The organism is Pseudarthrobacter sp. MDT1-22 (genome assembly GCF_054511035.1).
This window is the reverse complement of sequence record NZ_JBTNDK010000012.1, coordinates 41,419-58,080: the sequence shown is the minus strand read 5'-3', so window position 1 is coordinate 58,080 and position 16,662 is coordinate 41,419. Positions and strand designations below refer to the sequence as shown.

General features: G+C 65.1%; 13 protein-coding genes. 8 read left to right on the top strand and 5 right to left on the bottom strand.

Features of this window, described 5'->3' with window-relative positions; genetic code table 11:
• The first annotated feature begins 7 nt into the window (after positions 1 to 7).
• The 5 genes from ACX80M_RS11380 (at position 8) to ACX80M_RS11360 (ending at position 5,262) form a co-directional block, all read left to right on the top strand.
• Positions 8 to 895 carry an ABC transporter permease gene (locus tag ACX80M_RS11380; RefSeq protein WP_248763448.1) on the top strand — a complete coding sequence of 296 codons (888 nt, stop codon included), beginning with the start codon at positions 8 to 10 and terminating at the stop codon, positions 893 to 895.
• Positions 896 to 915: 20 nt separating this feature from the next.
• Positions 916 to 2,280, top strand: a complete 1,365-nt coding sequence (locus tag ACX80M_RS11375; protein ID WP_459309698.1) for a sensor histidine kinase — start codon at positions 916 to 918, stop codon at positions 2,278 to 2,280.
• A complete protein-coding gene (locus tag ACX80M_RS11370) occupies positions 2,277 to 2,969 on the top strand; it encodes a response regulator (protein WP_252614812.1) in 693 nt (230 codons plus the stop codon). The genes ACX80M_RS11375 and ACX80M_RS11370 overlap by 4 nt, the downstream gene beginning before the upstream one ends.
• A gap of 81 nt (positions 2,970 to 3,050) precedes the next feature.
• Positions 3,051 to 3,908, top strand: a complete 858-nt coding sequence (locus tag ACX80M_RS11365; RefSeq protein ID WP_459309696.1) for an intradiol ring-cleavage dioxygenase — start codon at positions 3,051 to 3,053, stop codon at positions 3,906 to 3,908.
• Between the two features lie 10 nt (positions 3,909 to 3,918).
• Positions 3,919 to 5,262 carry a M18 family aminopeptidase gene (locus tag ACX80M_RS11360; protein WP_459309694.1) on the top strand — a complete coding sequence of 448 codons (1,344 nt, stop codon included), beginning with the start codon at positions 3,919 to 3,921 and terminating at the stop codon, positions 5,260 to 5,262.
• Between the two features lie 377 nt (positions 5,263 to 5,639).
• Here the strand turns inward: ACX80M_RS11360 and ACX80M_RS11355 are convergent, their stop codons facing one another.
• Complete coding sequence (locus ACX80M_RS11355; protein ID WP_459309735.1) at positions 5,640 to 6,296, bottom strand: Ig-like domain-containing domain; 657 nt, start codon at positions 6,294 to 6,296, stop codon at positions 5,640 to 5,642.
• Positions 6,297 to 7,670: 1,374 nt separating this feature from the next.
• On the opposite strand from ACX80M_RS11355, the gene ACX80M_RS11350 reads away from it, so the two are divergent.
• Together ACX80M_RS11350 and ACX80M_RS11345 are read left to right on the top strand one after the other, a co-directional pair.
• Complete coding sequence (locus ACX80M_RS11350) at positions 7,671 to 8,486, top strand: glycosyltransferase family 2 protein (protein ID WP_252600823.1); 816 nt, start codon at positions 7,671 to 7,673, stop codon at positions 8,484 to 8,486.
• Position 8,487: 1 nt separating this feature from the next.
• Positions 8,488 to 9,486 carry a glycosyltransferase family 2 protein gene (locus ACX80M_RS11345; protein WP_254749588.1) on the top strand — a complete coding sequence of 333 codons (999 nt, stop codon included), beginning with the start codon at positions 8,488 to 8,490 and terminating at the stop codon, positions 9,484 to 9,486.
• 503 nt (positions 9,487 to 9,989) lie between these two features.
• Here the strand turns inward: ACX80M_RS11345 and ACX80M_RS11340 are convergent.
• Complete coding sequence (locus ACX80M_RS11340) at positions 9,990 to 10,430, bottom strand: CBM96 family carbohydrate-binding protein (protein ID WP_459309733.1); 441 nt, start codon at positions 10,428 to 10,430, stop codon at positions 9,990 to 9,992.
• Positions 10,431 to 10,576: 146 nt separating this feature from the next.
• Here ACX80M_RS11340 and ACX80M_RS11335 point away from each other — a divergent pair, with 146 nt between their 5' ends.
• Complete coding sequence (locus ACX80M_RS11335; protein WP_252599696.1) at positions 10,577 to 11,575, top strand: glycosyltransferase; 999 nt, start codon at positions 10,577 to 10,579, stop codon at positions 11,573 to 11,575.
• 100 nt (positions 11,576 to 11,675) lie between these two features.
• Here ACX80M_RS11335 and ACX80M_RS11330 read toward each other — a convergent pair whose 3' ends face one another.
• The 3 genes from ACX80M_RS11330 to ACX80M_RS11320 form a co-directional block, all read right to left on the bottom strand.
• Positions 11,676 to 12,311: a NeuD/PglB/VioB family sugar acetyltransferase gene (locus tag ACX80M_RS11330; protein WP_252611444.1), complete on the bottom strand. Its 636-nt coding sequence runs from the start codon at positions 12,309 to 12,311 to the stop codon at positions 11,676 to 11,678.
• Positions 12,308 to 13,471, bottom strand: coding sequence for a DegT/DnrJ/EryC1/StrS family aminotransferase (locus ACX80M_RS11325; RefSeq protein WP_252614505.1), 1,164 nt, complete (start codon positions 13,469 to 13,471; stop codon positions 12,308 to 12,310). The genes ACX80M_RS11330 and ACX80M_RS11325 overlap by 4 nt, the downstream gene beginning before the upstream one ends.
• 244 nt (positions 13,472 to 13,715) lie before the next feature.
• On the bottom strand, positions 13,716 to 16,409 hold the full coding sequence (locus ACX80M_RS11320; RefSeq protein WP_459309690.1) for an AAA family ATPase: 2,694 nt from the start codon (positions 16,407 to 16,409) through the stop codon (positions 13,716 to 13,718).
• Positions 16,410 to 16,662 lie beyond the last annotated feature (253 nt).

Below are 16,662 nucleotides of genomic sequence, written 5' to 3'. Positions count from 1 at the left end.
GACCACCATGACTGAAACCCAAACTTCCCGGGTCCGTTCCACCGCTGGTACCAAGGGCGTGACCTTCGCCGGTGTGCTGCGGTCCGAATGGATCAAGCTGTTCTCCCTGATGTCCACCCGCATCCTGCTGCTCCTGACCCTGGTGGCGATTATCGGCGTCGGGGCCCTCGCGGTCCTGATCCGGTTCTCCTTCCTGGACGAAATGGCACGGCAGGCCCGGGACCAGGGCCAGACCCTGACGCCGGAAATGATGTCGCAGACTTTCCCGCCAGGATCAGGCTTTGACCTGTACAACCTGCCCAATGCAGGCCTGCAGATCGGCATCCTGGTGCTGGGCTCGCTGGCTGTCCTGTTCATCTCCTCCGAGTACGCCACGGGAATGATCCGTTCCACCATGAACGCCGTCCCGCGCCGCACACCGGCCTTTGTGGCAAAGGCAATCCTGCTCGCCGTGATCTCCTACGTCATCACCACCATCGCCGCCGTGGCCACGTTCCTGATCGCCATGCCGGTCTTCCAGGGACTGGGCTTGGACCTGGACTGGTCCACGGACGGGGTGCTGTACAGCGTCTTCACGGGCGGCCTCTACGTTGCCGGGGTGGCCCTGATCGGCCTGTCGCTCGGCGCACTGCTGCGCAACTCCGCGGGCGGAATCACCGTGCTGGTGGGCCTGTTCTTCGTCCTGTCCATTGCGGCGAGTTTTATGACCTTCATCCCCGGTGACTTCTGGAAGTATGTGCCCCAGTACCTCCCCAGCGACGCCGGCGGACGGTTCCTGTCCATTGGTCACACCGACGGCGTCATCGATCCCTGGCAGGGCGGCCTGATATTCCTGGGCTACGTTCTGCTGTTCCTGGTACCGGCCATGATCGTGCTCAAGAAACGCGACGTCTAGGCGGACACTAGGCTCAGAGCATGAATGAAGCGGCACTCGTGAGGGACGTGCCGGCCAGCCAGGCCGACGCGTCCCTTGCCGAGATCACGGCCAAGCGCCGCGGCCTGCTCCGGCGCTACCTTTACCAGCATCCCCGGGTGATGGACAGTGTGGTGGTGTTCAGCTACGCGCTTCTGGTGGCGCCGACCGTGGTGGACGCGATCATCTCCGGCGCCTGGCTGGCGGCGGCGCTCCTCTTCGTGGTCGCCGGGGCCCTGTTCTTCCGGCGTTCCCACCCCGTGGCGTTGGCTGCCTTCGTCGCGGTGATGGAAGTGGCCGTCACGCTGCTGCACCCGTGGGGCTCCAATGTCTCGGCGGGCCTGTGGTTCTCGCTGTATGCCGTGGCCGTGGTGCACACGCGCCGGTTCGCGCTGGTGGCCATGGCCGCCGCCACGGCGCCGCTGGCCCTGCTGTACCTGCTGGCCGCCGTCGGTCCCATGGAGAATTCCTTCGTCCACGATGCCGACGGCAATCCCGGCGACTTCCACCTCCTGACCAGCATCGCCACCGGCGCCACCATCGCCCTGTCCAACGTCATCGCCACCGGGATCGGCATCTCGGTGCGGCAACGGCGGGAGCACGAGCAGGAGATCGCCGCGTGGGCGGCGCGGACGGCCAGCCTGGCGTCCGTCAACGAACACAACCGGATCGCCCGCGAAATGCACGACGTCGTGGCGCACTCACTGACTGTGATGGTCAGCCTCTCCGATGGCGCCGCCGTCGTGGTCCGGAAAAGCCCCGACCGCGCCGGGGAAGTGCTTGGTGAACTGTCGCGGACCGGCCGGACCGCCCTGGCGGACATGCGGCGAGTCCTGGGCGTACTCCGGGACGACGCCGGCGGGACCGCGCCACGGCAGCCGCTCGCTTCCGGCGACAGCCTGGCGAAGCTCCTGGAGGGCTTCCGCACCGCGGGCCTGCCGCTGCACTACTCGCACACAGGCCCGGCGCTGCCCGACGACGCGGCCTTCCAGCTGACGGTCTACAGGATTGTTCAGGAGTCACTGACGAATGTGCTCCGCTATGGCCGGTCGCTGGGGCGTGTGGACGTGGGGATCGTCCGGGCCGGCTCCACGGTCACCATTGAAGTGCTCGACGACGGCGCGGGAGTCCCGGGTCCGGGCACCTCCGACGGCGGCGGGCCGGGTTCAGGACTCCCAGGCGCCGGCGTCGGGCCCGGTTCCGGCCAGGGGCTGGCGGGGATGGCCGAACGGGCGCGCATCTACGCAGGCACCGTGGTGGCCGGGCGGCGCGGCCGCGGCTGGCGCGTATGTGCCGTCCTGACCTGGCCGGCCGACGAGCCCGCGGAAACCCCACAACCGTTCATCTCAACTGCAAGGCACACGTGACTGAAACCCAACCCATAACCGTCCTGCTGGTTGATGACCAGCCGCTGCTGAGGATGGGGTTCCGCCTCATCCTCGAGGGCGAGGAAGACCTGCATATTGTGGGCGAGGCCTCCGACGGTGCCGAGGCGGTCCGGCTGGTCCGCGACCTCAAACCCGACGTGGTGCTGATGGACGTCCGGATGCCCGTGCTGGACGGTATCGAGGCAACCCGCGCCATCACGGCCTCCGGATCCTGCGCCCGGATCATTATCCTCACCACCTTCGATGTGGACGAATATGCGTTTGCCGGGCTCCAGGCAGGCGCGTCCGCCTTCCTCCTCAAGGACGTGGCGCCGTCGGACCTGGTCAATGCCGTCCGGGTGGTGGCCAGCGGGGATGCCGTGGTGGCCCCGCGTGTTACGCAGCGGCTGCTGGAGACCTATGTCCGCGGTGCAGCCGTGCCGGCCCCGTCCGCCGCGCCGCGGGATTCCCTGCTCGAAGACCTGACGCCGCGCGAAACAGAAATGCTCGAAGCCATGGCGGAGGGCCTTTCCAATGCCGAGATCGCGCACCGGTATTTCCTCTCCGAAGCAACGGTGAAGACCCACGTCCGCCGGATCCTCACCAAGCTCCACCTGCGCGACCGGGTCCAGGCAGTTGTTTACGCCTACGAGACAGGCCTGGTGGTCCCCAGCAATCCGGATTACTGACGCTGGCGCGGCCTACTGACGCACAGGTTCCGCACAGGAAGGGCCTATGCAGGGGATAGGCGGGGCGCGTTGGATGGAGCCATGAGCAACCACCTTCCCCACCCCAACCACGACCGAGGCCTTGAGTTTGATCTGTCCACCATGATCAGCCGCCGTTCCCTCGGAATGTTCCTCGGCGCCGGCGGTGCGGCAGCCGCTTTGGCAGCTTGCACGCCCGGCGGGTCAGGCACCACAGCCGGGACGTCGACGTCGGCCGCCACTGCCACAGCCACCGCAAGCGCCGCCACTACGACGGCGACACCCGCCGCCAGCCCCACGCTCACCCGGGCGATCGCGGAGTGCGGCGTGGAGATTCCGCAGGAAACTGCAGGTCCTTACCCCGGTGACGGCTCCAACGGCCCCAACGTCCTGGCCTCAAGCTTCGGAACCGGGTCTGCTTCGGCTGAAGGCGTGCCGCTGACGTTCACCCTGACCCTGCTGGACAACGCCAACGGCTGTGTACCCCTGGCCGGCGCGGCCGTTTACGCCTGGCACTGCGACCGGGACGGCAGGTACTCCATGTACGATTCCGGACTCGCAAACGAAAACTACCTCCGCGGCGTCCAGGAAGCGGACGCCAGCGGCCAGGTCACCTTCACGTCCATTTTCCCCGGAGCCTATCCCGGCCGCTGGCCGCACATCCACTTCGAGGTGTTCGAGTCCATGAGCAACGCCACCGCCGCCGGACAGGTGCTGGCGGTATCGCAGATCGCCCTGACGAAGGCCGCCTGCGACGACGTCTACGCCACTCCCGGCTACGAGGCCAGCATCGCGAACATGAAGCGGACTACCCTGCAGTCGGACAATGTCTTCAAGAATGACGGCGGTATCTACCAGCTGGCCACCATGATCGGATCGGCTTCGGCCGGCTACACCGCCGGGCTCAATGTGACCATCTAGACTCGGAACCATGCCTTCGCCTTCCGTTGCCGCCGCCTCCAAAGCCGTTGACCACATCCAGGACCTTGGCGCGTATGTCAGCGCATCGCCGTCGAGCTTCCACGCCGTCCACGAGGCCGCCCGGCGCCTGGACGCCGCAGGGTTCACGGGCCTGGACGAGCGTGAGCCCTGGGCCGGCGGGGCTGGTTCGTTCTACCTGGTCCGCGACGGCGCGCTGATCGCTTGGGTGGTCCCGGAAAATGCCGGGCCCACCACAGGGTTCAACCTCCTTGGCGCGCACACGGATTCCCCGTCCTTCAAGCTCAAGCCGCAGCCCACCACGGGAGCGTTCGGCTGGCTGCAGGCCGGGGTGGAGGTCTACGGCGGGCCGCTGCTCAACTCCTGGCTGGACCGCGAACTTCAGCTGGCGGGCCGGCTGGTCATGCTGGACGGCACCGAACACCTCACCGCCACCGGGCCCATGCTCCGCTTCCCGCAGCTGGCCATCCACCTTGACCGTGCCGTGAACGACGGCCTGACGCTGGACAAGCAGCGGCACATGAACCCTGTGTGGGGCCTGGGCGATCCCGCCGATTTTGACCTGCTGGCGGTTTTGGCATCGCATGTGCCTGGCGGCACTTCTGTTGATCCGGCGCGGATTGGCGGGTACGACGTCGTTATTGCAGACACGCAGCCACCCGCGGTTTTCGGGGCCAACAGCGAGTTCTTCGCCTCCGGGCGCCTGGACAACCTTTCCGCGACGCACGCAGGGCTGGCGGCGCTGATCGCGCATTCTTCTGCTGCGTCTGGCGGCGCGGCCGGTGGGCCGATCGGCGGCGCCCCGATCGCCGTTCTCGCGGCGTTCGACCACGAGGAAATCGGCTCCAACTCCCGATCCGGCGCGTGCGGGCCCATCCTCGAAGACGTGCTCGTGCGCGTCTCCGACGGCCTCGGCGCAACGGTGAGCCAACGGCGGCAGGCGCTGGCGGCGTCGTTCTGCGTTTCCGCGGACGCCGGCCACGCCGTCCACCCCAACTACCCGGAGCGGCACGATCCGGCCAACCACCCGGTCCTGAACGGCGGCCCGCTGCTGAAGATCAACGCCAACCAGCGGTACGCGACCGACGCGCCGGGCGCGGCATTCTGGGCCAGACTGTGCGGGGAGGCGAAGGTGCCGTACCAGGAATTTGTGTCCAACAATGTGATGCCCTGCGGCTCCACCATTGGCCCGCTGACCGCCACGCGCCTGGGGATCCGGACGGTCGACGTCGGCGTGCCCCTGCTCTCGATGCACTCCGCCCGCGAGCTCTGCGGCGTGGCGGACCCGCACCGGCTGGCAACGGTCACGGAGCTTTTCTTCCGGACGGCGGTGTAGGCGTGGCCTGAACGCGGTCAGCCAATTCGGCTATCTGGCCGGAAGGGGCCTCCCAGCGTTCGGTCCGCCCGCTGACGGATGTCGGCGGTGCTGTATGGAAGGCGGGACACCTAACGCTACGGGCCATTTTCATCGGGGCTCCCGGGCACTTGGAAATCGTCAACCTGAAGTCCCTTTTGCGCGCTAGCCCACATATAGCGGTCAAATCCCTAAAATATGGGCGGAATGAGAACCCCTATACCTAATATTCGGATCGGCGGCCAAACCCCTGTACTTGGGTAGGGAACGTATATCCGGCGCTCAAAAGTGAGTACCTGCCACTGGTGACAGGCGCCTCAGGCCAGCCATAGGCTCATCTTCACGGCCAGAGTCGAAGGCTAAATGAGAGCTGNCGTCGTTGTCCCCGCCTTCAGCGTGAACGTGCTCGAGGTGACGGTCGAGGCATCCATCGCCTCCGAGAACGACCCCGTCACATTCGCTGTCACCGCCACACCAGTCGCACCATCAGTCGGAGACGTACCCGTCACCGTCGGAGCCGTCGTATCACCACCACCACCACCGCTGGGGTCGTAGGAGTGCCAGTACCGGCTCGTGGCGTTCACATCGGCGAGCAACAGCAGACCGCTGTTGGCCGTGCCCCGCGCCGCGCTGTTGAGGTTCTGCTTCGTTGACGTCACGTTGTGGACATACTGGTCGGCGTCCACGATACGAGCCGTCTTCGCGGTGGTGAAGTTGATGTTGTCCAGCGGCGAGGACTTCTCGTAGATCGCACCCCCCGAGGAAGTGCAGACACCGGCGTTCGTCGTGCCACTCGGCTTCGGATAGGTAGCGAAGGTACGCAGTCTCTGCGTGCTCTCATCAATCAGGACGATCACCCGGTTCGGGCACTCCGACACAGGCGCGATCGGGTGCGCCGACCAGGTCGTGCCATTCAATGCCAACAGCTGGATCAGCGGCTGAGGCGCCGACGTGAACGACGTCTTGACGGCGGCGAAAACCCGGTCACCCGAGGAGTCCAGCCACTTCAAGTTCATATGGTCATCAGCGCTGCGCTGCCCCGACACCGCCGCCACAGGAGTGCTCCATCCGGTGTTCGGGGCTCCGCCGACACTGTCGGCACGGTAGCTCCAGTACATGCCGTCGGTGGAGCCACCGACCTGCCGGCTCCACATCAGACCCATCTTGCCGGGTCCGAACGCGATCACAGCCGACGTGTCGTCCACAGACACGTTGCTCAACGACGCAGGATGCGGGAACGGCGTGCCCCAGGTCTTGCCATCCGTGCCGGTGGCGTTCAGATAGATCCGGTTCCCCTGCTGCCACGTGGCCCACACCCGACCCGTCGAGTCCTTATCGATGGTCAGGGCCTCTACGCGGTAGTTGTTGATGTTTGTAGGACTCTGCGCCAGCAGCGAGTACGTCTTCGTACTCGAGCTATAACTGTAACGTCGCATCGTCGTTGGGAAGCCCGGCTCAGCCGGCACACCGTCGTTGACGAACCGATAGCTCGCCACATACAACGTCGTCCCGTCCCACAACACGTCATGATGAGTGTTCGCCCGCGTGTCCGTCGCCACACCCGTATCGACCCACGAGCTCGACGCGGCATTGAACCGGAAGATATGAAAATCCGAGCTGGAAGTGTCCCACAGGTTCCCCCACCAGAGCCCGTCGTTGAACCACAACCCGCTCGTCGCCCGCTTCGTACCCGTCGGCGTCCCCGTCCCCGAATGCGACGGACCCTCAACCCCAACATCACCCGGAGCAGCCGACGCCGCAACCGGCACCACCAGAACACCACCCAGCGCAAGCAGCAGCGCTGTCAGCAGTGCATGGAGCCGCAGATTCCGCGACCCGCGTAGACGAAGACCAGCCGAGCGACCACCTCCCCGCCTTACGCATAGGGTGCTAAGGACGAGTGCCTGGCTTAGCCACTTGACGGGCCTATTTATCTTCATGGCTGATCTCCTGGGTTCTTGGATGTCACGCCTGAACTCCGCATATACGTCGACAGAAACGACGGCAGAAGCCCTAGGCCACAAGCGTAGGAGCGCCCAATGAGGCGCACAATGACAGCCCTGTACCTAATAATTACTGTGTTCCCAATACCCCATACCTAAAGAATTCGCCCGTTGGTAAATCCCTGTACTTACGAACAGTCAGCGGGAGTGCTCTTAAAAGCGAGTACTGACTACTCGTGATAGCTCATGGAGCGCAACGTAGGCTCTTTGCACGGCCAGAGTCAATGGCAATGAATGAGAGCTGGGCCAGAGACCAGACCCATGACCGGATGTAGCGCTAGTGCCGCGCCCGACTTCCGAGCCGAGTGCGGAGTTGACTAAATCCGCAAGCGTCATGAAGTGGTGAGGTATTTGTCTATTTCAACCCAGCTCCCAATAACATTCCCGATGCTGGCCTTCGAAGCTCCGAGGGCGTCAGTCAGTGTCGTCATTCCCACCCTGAACGAGGCGAGGAATATCCCGTGGGTTCTTCGCCGGATTCCCTCGTATGTGGACGAGGTTGTCATCGTGGACGGCCGTTCCACGGACAACACGGTGGGAGTAGCCCGCGCTATCCGCGAGAACCTTGTCATCGTCGATGAGCAGCGCAAGGGCAAGGGCGTGGCCCTCCGCTCGGGTTTTGCCGCAGCCTCCGGGGACATCATTGTCATGCTGGACGCGGATGGCAGCATGGATCCGCAGGAGATCGGCTGGTTCGTTGCCCCGCTTCAGCACGATTTCGACTTCGTTAAGGGCTCGCGCCATGTCACGGGCGGAGGATCCGAAGACCTGACCCGGCTGAGGAAGGCCGGCAACCGCGCTCTGACCGGATTGGCCAATGCGGTCCTGCATAGCAACTACTCTGACCTTTGCTATGGATATATTGCGTTTCGGAGGGAATGCCTGGAGATCCTTCAGCTGGAATCGGACGGCTTTGAAATTGAGACCGAGCTGATTGTCCGGGCGGCAAAGGCCGGTCTGCGCATTGCCGAAGTCCCCAGCCTGGAGCTGGACCGGATCTCCGGCGCGTCGAACCTGCAGACGTTCCGTGACGGCTGGCGGGTACTGGGAACGCTGGCGCGCGAATGCACCATGTGGGAGGCGCCCACCGCAGGCGCCAGACCTGAAGCCCTCCGCCGGGTGAAATATACCTACGCAAATGTCAGCGTCCCGCGGACGCCTATGGATCCCCAAGCGGTTCTCTCCCTCGTTCGGGGAGCGTAGCATGCTGGATCGTGGTGCACGTCCGAGCGTAACGATCGTCATTTGTGCTTATACCGAAAGGCGTTGGGACCGGTTGCTGGACGTCATAGAGTCCGTCCGGGCCCAATCAGTTGCACCCCAGGAGGTCCTGGTGGTGATTGACCATAACGCGGACCTCTACGAGCGGCTCACCGAAATTGTAGATGACGTGACGGTGGTGGAGAGCAGCGGTCCACGCGGGTTGTCCGGAGCGCGGAACACCGGCGTCGGACTTGCCGACTCGGACATTGTGGCCTTCCTCGACGACGACGCCGAGGCAGCCCCGGACTGGCTTCAACGGCTGCTTGCCCTTTATGACGATCCTGATGTCTTGGCCGTCGGCGGCCGCGTGGAACCGGTGTGGGAAACGGGCCGTCCGGGCTACTTCGGTGAAGAGCTCGACTGGATCGTAGGATGCAGCCACCGCGGAATGCCCAAGGTGGCCTCCGAGGTCCGGAACGTCATCGGCGCAAACATGTCCTTCAGGCGCGAAGTCCTCCGCCAGGTGGGCGGCTTCAACCTTTCGCTGGGGCGCCAGGGCACCTTGCCCCTTGGCTGTGAGGAGACCGAGATCTGCATCCGTTCGAAGATGGGCTCACCCGGATCGCGGATCGTCTACGAACCCGCGGCTTTGGTCCGCCACCATGTGCCGGCGGACAGGGGGACTTTGCGCTACATGCTGTCGCGTTCCTGGTCCGAAGGTATCTCCAAAGCCCAGGTCAGCCGGGTGGTAGGCCAAAAGCGGGCTCTAGGCCCGGAACGGCGCTACGTCCGGAGCGTACTGCCACGGGCGGTTTTTGCGGGAGTGCGCGATTGGGGCCGGGGCGACAACCCTCAGGGGCTGGGCCGGGCGGGAGCCGTCATCGCAGTCCTGGCTTGGACGGCCGCCGGGTACGTACGCGGACGCCGGATAGCGCACGTGGAGGGCCGCCCGCTGTCCGGGACCGTCATTGCGCGCGCACCGTGGAGCGAGGTCCAGTGAGCGAACGCGTCGACGAACTCCCCCAGGAGGCGAGCGGGCCGGCCCGCTCTTGGATCGGAGCCTAAGTTAAATCTGCTGCTCCGAGTCCCTGCTCTTGGGGCCAGCGACTCAAGTCAGCCGCCATCCTCAGCTCGCTGGCGTCAACGGCGTAAAGCCCATATCCTTCAACGCCCACCTGAACGCAGGTGCGAATGACGCCAACGGTCCGCTCACACGAACCCTGCATACCTTGGTTGTAGGACACTCATGTCTTCCTCCTTCATGAATGGCAGTTACATGAAGGAGGAACCAGACCCCGCGGTTATGCCGATAATTCCAGGCTCCCCACCCATCTGATCTGTGACGGCGCAAGAAGGTCGGCATACCGCGAACATCGACATAAATAGGCGAGAAGTGCGGCCTATGAAATTCCTGAACCTTGTGTCGCAGGTTCGCTAAACATGGCCGGGACCCCATCCTTAAGGATGGAGTCCCGGCCATGTTTAGTCCTCTTCCTGCCTGACCTAGCTCAGGGTGAGGATGAGCTTGGGTGCGAAGGTGCTGCCGGCCTCCTTGGAGTTGAGGTCCAGGCCGTCACCGCTGCTGGTGTCCATTCCCAGGGAGAGCTGTTGGCCGAGCTCACTGGTCAGTCCGCTGACCGTCAGCGGAATGTTGTAGTTGGTGTTGGTGGTTGTCGGGCCGAGGGTGCCGATGCTGGTGCCGAGCGCCGGGCGGATGCTGTACGTGATCCCAGTCTCGGTCCAGCTGTCATCGGCGACCAGCTTGATGTTCTGCGTGCCCGTTGACCCGCTCCCGGCGCTGCGCAGCTGCAACGTTGCACTCTGGATGGTCCTGCCCGCATACGCTGACAGGTCGAACTTCAGGTACGTGACTTCCACCGGGCTGTTGTCCACACCCAATATGGTGCTTGTGCCATTGTTCGTCCCCGGCGCCGCGCTCGTCACATAGCTGTCAGCGGTGGCCGTGNCGCCCACCGCAGGCGCCAGACCTGAAGCCCTCCGCCGGGTGAAATATACCTACGCAAATGTCAGCGTCCCGCGGACGCCTATGGATCCCCAAGCGGTTCTCTCCGCGGCTCGGGGAGGCCAGCATGTTTAGCCTTAACCCGCCGCCGACCGCCTCTATTGTCATTTGTACCTACACCGCGAAGCGTTGGGACCTGCTACTGGATGTCATAGAGTCCGTCCGGGCCCAAACGGTCGCGCCCCAGGAGGTCCTGGTGGTCATTGACCACAACGAGGCTCTGTATGAGCGGCTCATCGAAATCGTGGACAACGTGACAGTAGTTGAAAGCTCTGGCCCCCCGGGGCTCTCAGGCGCACGAAATACCGGGGTGGGCCTGGCAGACGCCGACGTCGTGGCTTTCTTGGACGACGACGCCGAAGCCGCGCCGGACTGGCTGGAGCGGCTGCTCGCCCTCTATGACGATCCTGATGTCTTGGCCGTCGGCGGCCGCGTGGAACCGGTGTGGGAAACAGGCCGTCCGGGCTACTTCGGTGAAGAGCTCGACTGGATCGTAGGATGCAGCCACCGCGGAATGCCCAAGGTGGCCTCCGAGGTCCGGAACGTCATCGGCGCAAACATGTCCTTCAGGCTCGAAGTCCTCCGCCAGGTTGGCGGCTTCAATGTCTCCCTCGGCCGGCAGGGCACGAAACCGCTCGGGTGCGAGGAGACCGAAATTTGCATCCGTTCGAAGATGGGCTCACCCGGGTCACGGATCGTCTACGAACCGGCCGCTCTGGTTCGTCACCACGTCCCTGCCGACAGGGGAACCATCCCCTACATGCTGTCGCGTTCCTGGTCCGAAGGGATCTCCAAAGCCCAGGTCAGCCAGATCGTTGGCCACAAGCGGGCACTCGGCCCTGAGCGGCGATACGTCCGGAGCGTACTGCCACGGGCCGTTTTTTCCGGGATTCGCGATTGGGGCCGGGGATCAAACCCGCAGGGCTTGGGCCGCGCCGGTGCGGTGATGGCCGTTCTGGCGTGCACTGCCGCTGGCTATCTGCGAGGGCGCCGGATCGCGCATATCGAGGGCCGCGCATCGGCCGGGACAGCGCTCGTAGGCACACCCTGGAGGGAGGTCCAGTGAGCGAACGCATCGACGAACTTAGCCCGGTCGCGGGGCGGGCTGCCCTGAAGCTGGCCCCCGCCATGGAGTGCGCCTTTGCCGCCGGAGTGCTTTCCCTGCCTCATTCCTGATCGATAGGGTGGGCTGGGACGCCGACCCATGTTTCGCCGTCGGGTACGTTGCTCAACACTGCCGCCCCCATGCCAACAGTCGCGTAGGACCCCACTGAAGTCCGTGCGCGGACGCTGGAATTCAGTCCCAGGTAGGCCGCCCGGCCGATCCGGACTCCGCCGCCCAGCGACACACCGGCGGCGAACGTCGCGAAGTCCGCCACGTCGTCGTCGTGCGTGAAAGTCACGGACGGCATGGCCACAACATGAGCCCCAAGCGTGACCGAAGCCGTCAGCGTCACATTCCGCAGCAGGATGCTGCCCCGGCCGATCCGGCAACCCTCGGGGCACTCCACAGTGGGGTCGATCGCAGTGGCGTACCGGGCATCGCGCACGCCCTGGGCCGCCAGCCGTTCCACCACGGTTTCCCGGGATTTTCCCGAGGCCAGGCAGACCAGCACCAGTGCGTGCGTGAACTTGGAGGCGTCGTCAATGGTCCCCAGCACCGGCGCACCGTCCACGGTGACGCCTGCCATTTCCTTGTCGTCGTCGAGCAGCCCTACGACGTCGTACTGCCCGCTGGCGCGGACCATGGTCAGGACCTCCCGGGCCAGCCCGCTTGCTGCGATCAGCACGAGTTCGCTCACCGGCGTACACCGGCGGCCGCCCGTACGCTGTTCATGACCCGGTTCAGGCCCACGTTGTCTAGGCCGTGGAAAATCGGGAGAACCAGGGTCCGGTCCGTCAGCCGTTCGGTGTTGTGGAGCCCTGCGTTGCCAGTTTCGCGCCACCGGTAGGCAGGCTGCCGGTGAGCCGCCATGGCGCCGCGGCGCGCCGAAATTCCGGCATCGGCCAGGCGGGCCAGGAGCCCTTCGCGGTCAATGGCGAAATCCGGGAGGACTTCGACCCAAAAGGACTGGAAGTTGGCCGTCCCGTACGGTGGGTCGGCCACAAACCGCAGACCAGTCAGGCCGGAAAGCCCTGCCTCATACTTCGCGGCGATCTCCCGTCGGCGAGCCACTATCTCGCCCAGCCGGCCGAGCTGCACGATGCCGACGGTGGCCTGCAGATCCGTCATCTGGTAGTCGAAGCCGACCTCGACGTACACCTCCGGCGCGGCAATGCGGGATCCGCGACGGTCCGCCGCCGGCACGTTCAGGGAGTGGCCGCGGAGGCTCCGGGCCCGTGCCGCCCAGTCCGCCCGGTGGGTTGTCAGCATCCCGCCCTCGCCAGTGGTCAGCACATTGTCCTGGTGGAACGACCACACGGTAATGTCGGCCCCCGTGCCCACGGGCCTGCCCTTGTATTCAGAGCCAACGGCGCAGCCGGCGTCTTCGATCACAGTGATTTCGTGACGGTCGCACAGTTCGCGGACGGGGTCCAGGTCAACGGGGACGCCGGACTGGTCCACCACGATCACGGCCCGCGTGTCCAGGGTCAATGCCGCCCGGACCGTGGCCGCAGTCACAGTCCCGGTGGCGGGGTCCACGTCGCAGAAAACCGGCCGTGCCCCGATATACGTGACAGCATTCGCCGTGGCGATGAAGGCCAGCGACGGCACCACCACGTCATCGCCGGGACCGATGCCGGCCACTATCAGCGCCAGGTGCAGTGCGGTGGTACTGCTGGAGGTTGCGACGGCGTGGCGCACTTCTTGAGAGGCGCTGAACCTCGCCTCGAACTCTCTGACCTTGGGCCCTTGCGAGAGCAGACCGGAGGCCAGGACGTCCGCCACGGCTCGGGCTTCTTTGTCGCCGAGCCAGGGTTCCATGACGTTGATGCGGGCAAGGACGGTTTCCGCAGTCACCGTGCACCGGCCTTCCTGGTGGCCGTTCTCATGTCCGAGTCCTTCCCACGTGCAGCTCCGGGATGTTCATTGCCTATTGCAAAATTAGTCCCTTCCGTCCCGTTCCGGGGCGGAACGGAAGCGGTACTGCGGGCGCTGGCCGGGAACAATGCGGGAACTGCGGTTACCTGCAACGCCGGTGCCTCAGCTCGGGGCCCGGCGGCGGGATGCACCCCATCAGGGGGCACGCCGCCCGGCTACTGTCCTAGACGGCAGGAAGGACGAACGGCTCCTTAGCGAAGGCGGCTTCCTTGCCGGCCGCAAGGGCCGTCAGCTGGGCTCGTGATTCGACTCCGAGCTTCCTGTAAATCGCAGTCAGGCGCACCTCCACGGTCCGGACGGACACATAGAGGGTGGCCGCGATTTCCTTGTTCCGCATCCCGCGGGCCACCATTCGGGCCAGCACGCGTTCGTGGTCTGCAAGCATCAGCATCGCCGGATTGTCGGGCGTGCCGGCTGGTTCCACCCGCTCGTCGAGCAGCAGCGAGTCCACGTGCTGGGCCCAGGCATGGGCACCCGCTTCGTCGAACATCACTTTGGCACGAAGCAGACCGTCCCGGGCGCTCCGAAGGCGGCCGAAGGCGTTGAGGCGTTCGGAGTAGCAGAGCAGTGTCCTGGCGCGTTCCAGCAGGGACTCCTGGGCGTTCCTGCCTGCAAGTGCATCATTGAACATCTGGAGGGACTGCTCGCCGTCAGCCAGCATCGCCCGGCTCCGGGCAACCGCCATCATGAGCCATGGCGAACGCAGGCCCACCGCCCGGCTTTCCAAGTGCCACAGTGCCTGGGCGGCTTCCCTGTGCCTGCCCAGCCTGACCAGGACTTCCACCAGATCGGCCTCACAGCGCAGCAGAGTCGGGTTGCTGAAGGCCTGGCCGATCTCCGCTGCCCGGGACAGCTGCGCGAAGGACTCGGCGAGATTTCCGCGCATGAGGGCAAAATGCCCCTGGCACGCGGCCAGTTGCGCCGTGATGGCCGGGTGGCTTTCCGCCCCGGAGAAGTGCTGTGCGTCTGTTGCGTAGGCGTGGGCGAGTTGCTCGTTTCCGAGCGCATTGGCCCGCCAGACCCGGAAGACGTGCCGCATTCCACGGTGGTATTTGGTTTCCGGTTCGGCCAGTTCAAGGTCCTCGATCAGTTTCACGGCTTTCCGGACGTTGCCGGCACGGATTTCGTTGTCCACAGCAAAGAAATCGGCGGTTTCCCGCCAATTGACGGTATCGGCCTCCAGCACGTTCCGCACCCGGGCAAAGGCCTCCTGGGCGGCAGCATGGTGTTCGGCGTAGGCCAGCGCGCGGCCCTGTACCAGAAGGGACGCCACGGTTTCGTTCCCGCCGTCGGGCTTGCGGCCGAACTGTCCGGACTTCCCGCCGATCACCTCGATGAGCCGCTGGGCGCTGTCCGCCAGTGCCAGGCAGTCGGGGGAGGCATGGTCCAGGTACTTCTCGGCGTACTGCACCAGGCCGGTGGCATCCTCAAGCTCCCAACGGTCCGCGTAGTACAGCGCAGCGGCCACGAGCAGGCGGGCTGCAAATGCCGGATCATGCTGTCCGAATTCCTTCACCAGCCGGAGCACCATGCTGGAGCGCACGGCGCCGCCCTGGATGAACTGGATCTCGAAGGCGAGGCCTGTCAGTCGAAGGACCAAGGCAGGGTTCCGCGTCACCCGCTGGGCCCAGTCCAGGTAGCGCTTGGCGTAGACGAACTCACCCCTGTTCAACAGCAGTTCGGCCACCGTGGTGAGCCTGGCGGTGGTCTCCGCTTCCCAAGGGTTGATGGTCAGGGCCCGTTCAATGTACTCGACGGCGAAGGGCACCTCGCCGCTTCGGATCAGGTCAACGGCAAACCGGAGCAGGCCAAACGGAGTCTGCCGCTCCAAAGCGGTAAAACTCAGATGCCAGCGGTGGGCATAGGGATCCGCGGGCTCCGCTGCGGCCGCCATGGCACGGTGGCTGGCGGTCCGCGTTGCCGGTGTCATGGCAGCATAAACGTAGCCCCGGAGCAGCTGGTCCTGGATCCTCAGGTGTGGTCCGGACCGGTTGACCATGCCATTTGCCAGCAGTTCGTCGATCCCGCCCCACAGTTGGTCGCATGCCCGTTCCAGGGTGGCGATATCGCTGCGGCAGGACAGCGAGAGGAGGTCCAGGACCTGCCTCGCACCTGGCGAGAGCCCGCCCACGGTGGCGGCGAACTCGGCCTCGAAGCTGCCTTTGCCGGGGAGCGGGACGGGGAGTGCGTATTTTCCCTCGGCCTGGCGTTCCAGCAGCAGCCCAAAAAGCTCGACGGCGGCGAGCGGGTTCCCCTGGGTGGCCGCGGCAACTGCGTGGACCGCCGCTGTCGCGGTCTGCCGAGCCGGAATGGACTCCAACATGCGGACCGTGTCGTTGTAGCTCAGCGGCGCCAACTGGAGGGCCGGCAGGGAGGCGAAGGGACTTTCGGCAGTCTCTTCCCGCACGCTCATAAACAGTGCCATGTCCGTCCCGGTCAGCCGGCGTGCCAGGTATCCGATCACGGCCTGGCTGCTGGGGTCCAGCTGGTCGGCATCATCGATGACGATGACCGTCCGGGATGACGAGCGCTGGTGCAGTCCGTTGAGCAACATGGTGGAGACAGTGGGGACGTTCATGGCGCCGCTGGAATCGCGCAGTAGTTCATCGGCGAAACGGTTAAGGACGGGGTCGTCGATGCCGGTGAGGAGCGCGGTAAGGCCGGAGAGCGGCCAGTCGGACTCGGACACGCTCGCGGTGAGAAAAACGGTTCGGAAGTCGGAAAGGCGGGGAATCTCGGACAGGAGGGCGGATTTGCCCATCCCACGCCGGCCCACCACCTTGAGGGCTGAATCCTTAGGACCCCGGATTACGGAGAGTATCCGGTCCAATTCCCTGCTTCTGCCTATTAACGACATGTGGTCCCCATCCATCGAAGAAGGAGACCGAACTGCTTGCTCTATCCAAAATCCTGGGTCCATCCAGCCGCTTGCGCGACACGCGGACCGGCTTTCCTGGCCGCGTCATTGCGTCCAGCACGGTACCCAGCCGTTCTTGCAAATATAGCCCTGTTCCGCGGCGGGCACCAGAGACTTTTGCCTCATGCGCGGAGCCTGTTTCCCGGGTTATCCACATAGCCCGCCGGACGCTTCCGGCGACGCGCGCGCTACG

What these genes read in the sequence shown, in the direction of transcription:
- ACX80M_RS11380 (WP_248763448.1), top strand. Translation starts at nt 8, where the DNA reads ATGACTGAAACCCAAACTTCCCGGGTCCGTTCCACCGCTGGTACCAAG.
- ACX80M_RS11375 (WP_459309698.1), top strand. Translation starts at nt 916, where the DNA reads ATGAATGAAGCGGCACTCGTGAGGGACGTGCCGGCCAGCCAGGCCGAC.
- ACX80M_RS11365 (WP_459309696.1), top strand. Translation starts at nt 3,051, where the DNA reads ATGAGCAACCACCTTCCCCACCCCAACCACGACCGAGGCCTTGAGTTT.
- ACX80M_RS11360 (WP_459309694.1), top strand. Translation starts at nt 3,919, where the DNA reads ATGCCTTCGCCTTCCGTTGCCGCCGCCTCCAAAGCCGTTGACCACATC.
- ACX80M_RS11350 (WP_252600823.1), top strand. Translation starts at nt 7,671, where the DNA reads ATGCTGGCCTTCGAAGCTCCGAGGGCGTCAGTCAGTGTCGTCATTCCC.
- ACX80M_RS11345 (WP_254749588.1), top strand. Translation starts at nt 8,488, where the DNA reads ATGCTGGATCGTGGTGCACGTCCGAGCGTAACGATCGTCATTTGTGCT.
- ACX80M_RS11335 (WP_252599696.1), top strand. Translation starts at nt 10,577, where the DNA reads ATGTTTAGCCTTAACCCGCCGCCGACCGCCTCTATTGTCATTTGTACC.
- ACX80M_RS11320 (WP_459309690.1), bottom strand. Translation starts at nt 16,409, where the DNA reads ATGTCGTTAATAGGCAGAAGCAGGGAATTGGACCGGATACTCTCCGTA.